Raw genomic sequence first — 3,296 nt, forward strand, 5'->3', positions numbered from 1 at the left:
CTCTGGCCCGCCCGCAGGCTAGCGCGGACCCCCCCTGCGGACCTGCTCAAGGTGTTTTCCAATGAACGTTAAAGCGCTTTTCTTTGTTCTCTGCCTGCCCATGTCGGCGCTGGCACAAGGTTTTGCGGGTCTGGGCACCGAGGCCGAAGGCTTTTCTGTTCCGCAACCGGACCCGCGATTCAACTTCCCGGCCGATCACGGCGCGCATCACGATTACCGCATCGAATGGTGGTATCTGACCGCCAATCTTGAAGCTGCGGACGGCACGCCCTACGGGCTGCAATGGACCCTGTTCCGCTCGGCACTCGCGCCCGAGGCGGGCGATGGCTGGACTGCACCCCAATTGTGGATGGGCCATGCAGCAGTCACAACACCCGATCAGCACTTCGTTGCCGAACGGTTGGCACGCGGCGGGATCGGGCAGGCGGGGGTGACGGCCGACCCTTTTGAAGCATGGATCGACGACTGGGCAATGACAGGTGACTGGAACACCCTGCGCATGACGGCAAGCGCAGCCGATTTTGCTTATGACATGATGCTCACTGCCCAGGGCCCGCTGATTTTCCACGGCGAAGACGGCTATTCGGTGAAATCTGCAGCGGGGCAGGCGTCTTATTACTATTCGCAACCGTTCTTTGCCATTGAAGGCACCCTGCAACTGCCCGAGGGCGATGTCGCGGTGACAGGGAACGCATGGCTTGACCGTGAATGGTCGTCGCAGCCTTTGGCGGAAAACCAGACAGGCTGGGACTGGTTCTCGCTGTCATTTGACGATGGCAACAAAATGATGGGGTTCCGCCTGCAACAGACCGACGGCCAGAACTTTACCTCTGCCACCTGGATCACGCCTGACGGGCAGACAACGCCCTATACCGATGGCGCTTTGGTCGCGACACCCTTGGCCACGAATGACATGGGCGTGCCCGTGCGCTGGCGTGTAGAACTCCCTGCCCAGGGTGTCGATGTGACCGTCGCCGCGATCAATGAGAATGCGTGGATGGCAACAAGCGTGCCGTATTGGGAAGGCCCTATCACGGTCACGGGCAGCCATGAGGGGATCGGATATCTGGAGATGACGGGCTATGAGTGACTGGTTTGAAACCACTGACGGCATTTGGGACAAACTCTGGGGCACGTTGGGGCGCGGTGTTGCTGATGCCAAGCATCCCGCGCGCCGCCCGACCTTTGCAACTGTGTCGCCCCAGGGGTGGCCGGAGGCGCGCACAGTGGTGCTGCGGTCTGCTGATCGTGCGGCGGGGGTCGTCACTGTCCATACGGATCTCTATTCCGACAAGATCAAGAGCCTGGGGGCCTTGCCCCGCGCAGCACTGCATATCTGGGATGCCAAGCAGAACCTGCAAATCAGGCTACAGGCCGAAGTGACGATACTTTCGGGCGCGCAGACCCGTGCACTTTGGGACAAAATCCCCGACCATGCGCAACAATCCTACGGTGTCACCCCGCCCCCCGGTCAGCCGATCGCGACAGCGCTCGACTATGTCAAAACGCCCGATCCGGAGACCTTCGCCGTACTGCAATGCCACGTCACGACCATCGACGCTGTCCACCTCGGGACTGACCATCGCCGTGCCAGTTTCTCACGTGATCGTCATTGGCAGGGACAGTGGCTTTCCCCCTGACAGCGACCCCGCTACAACAAGGTATGAACAGTATTCCCCTGACCCGCGACCTCGTGCTGATTGGCGGCGGTCATACCCATGCGCTTGTGCTGCGTAAATGGGGCATGAACCCTTTGCCGGGTGTGCGGGTGACGGTCATTAATCCCGGACCAACTGCGCCCTATTCCGGAATGCTACCGGGGTTTGTCGCGGGGCACTACACCCGCGAAGAGCTTGATATTGATCTGGTGAAACTGGCCCGCTTTGCAGGTGCGCGGATCATCAACGGCTACGCCACCGGCATCGACAAGGACGCGCAAACCGTCGCGGTTTCTGGCCGTCCGCCTATCGCCTATGATGTGGTCTCGGTCGACGTCGGTATTACTTCTGCGATGCCTGATTTGCCCGGCTTTACGGCGCATGCGATCCCCGCCAAACCGCTGGGTACCTTTGCATCGCGCTGGGACAGCTTCCGCACCTTTGCCAAGGCACCGCATATCGCAATCATCGGAGGCGGCGTTGCAGGTGCCGAACTTGCCATGGCCATGTCCCATGCCCTGCGCGATAAATCCCCGACGGTCCGCTTGCTTGACCGCAGCCGCGTCCTGACCGCGCTGGGCTATAAGGCGCGCCAGAAAATGATTGCGGCACTGACTGCGCACAATATTGAAATCACCGAAGACGCCGAGGTGACCGAGATCTTTGCCGAAGGTCTAGTGCTGCGTGATGGCCGTACGATCCGCAGTGATTTCACGACAGGGGCAGCAGGGGCAAAACCGCACGACTGGATCGCGCAAACAGGCCTTGATCTGCATGAGGGCTTCATCACGGTGGATGCCAATCTGCAATCGAGTGCCCCCGCGATTTTCGCGGTCGGGGACTGCGCGCATCTGCACGACAATCCCCGCCCCAAAGCAGGTGTCTATGCGGTGCGTCAGGCGCCGATCCTGTTTGCGAACCTGCGCGCCGCCCTGTCCGGTGGCTCCCTGCGCCCCTACAGGCCACAACGCGATTACCTCAAACTGATCTCGCTGGGCGCAAAATCGGCACTGGCCGAAAAGTTTGGCACTGCGCGCGAAGGCCCGTTTTTGTGGAAGCTCAAGGACCATATCGACCGCAAGTTCATGAACCAGTTCGAAACTTTGGCACCGATGGCAGCCCCTGATCTGCCGCGCATGACGGCGCTGGGCGTGAAAGAGGCACTGGGTGACAAACCCATGTGCGGCGGTTGCGGGGCCAAGGTGGGGCGGGCGGCCTTGCAGCACGTCTTGGCCGATCATTTTGCCGATGATGCCGCCGAGGTGCAGGCGGGACAGGTGATGAGCACCGATCACCTACGCGCGCTGACACATGATCCGGTGGTGATGACCCGCATCGCGGCGGTCCACGCGCTGGGCGATATCTGGGCGATGGGGGCGAAACCGCAGGCCGCCACCGCCAGCCTGATCCTGCCGCGCATGTCGGCCACCTTGCAGGAACGGACGATGACAGAGATCATGTCCACCGCGTCCGAGGTCTTCGCCAAAGCAGGCGCCAAGATCATCGGGGGGCATTCGTCACTTGGTGACGAACTGACCATCGGGTTCACGATCACCGGTTTGACGAAAACACCGATTACGCTGGCCGGCGCAAAACCGGGCGACAAGCTGATCCTGACCAAACCTATCGGCAGCGGCA

At 61.2% G+C, this 3,296-nt stretch carries 3 protein-coding genes; all 3 read left to right on the forward strand.

The annotated features are described in order from the left end of the window. Window positions 1-61 precede the first annotated feature (61 nt). Complete coding sequence (locus VGP75_RS15325) at window positions 62-1,090, forward strand: lipocalin-like domain-containing protein (RefSeq protein ID WP_327544489.1); 1,029 nt, start codon at window positions 62-64, stop codon at window positions 1,088-1,090. Then, window positions 1,083-1,640: a pyridoxamine 5'-phosphate oxidase family protein gene (locus VGP75_RS15330; RefSeq protein ID WP_327544490.1), complete on the forward strand. Its 558-nt coding sequence runs from the start codon at window positions 1,083-1,085 to the stop codon at window positions 1,638-1,640. The genes VGP75_RS15325 and VGP75_RS15330 overlap by 8 nt, the downstream gene beginning before the upstream one ends. Before the next feature lie 23 nt (window positions 1,641-1,663). Continuing rightward, on the forward strand, window positions 1,664-3,296 hold a 1,633-nt coding region (locus tag VGP75_RS15335; protein WP_327544491.1), incomplete at its 3' end, for a slr1591 family oxidoreductase.

Source organism: Yoonia sp. (assembly GCF_036007805.1).
Classification (GTDB): Bacteria; Pseudomonadota; Alphaproteobacteria; order Rhodobacterales; family Rhodobacteraceae; genus Yoonia.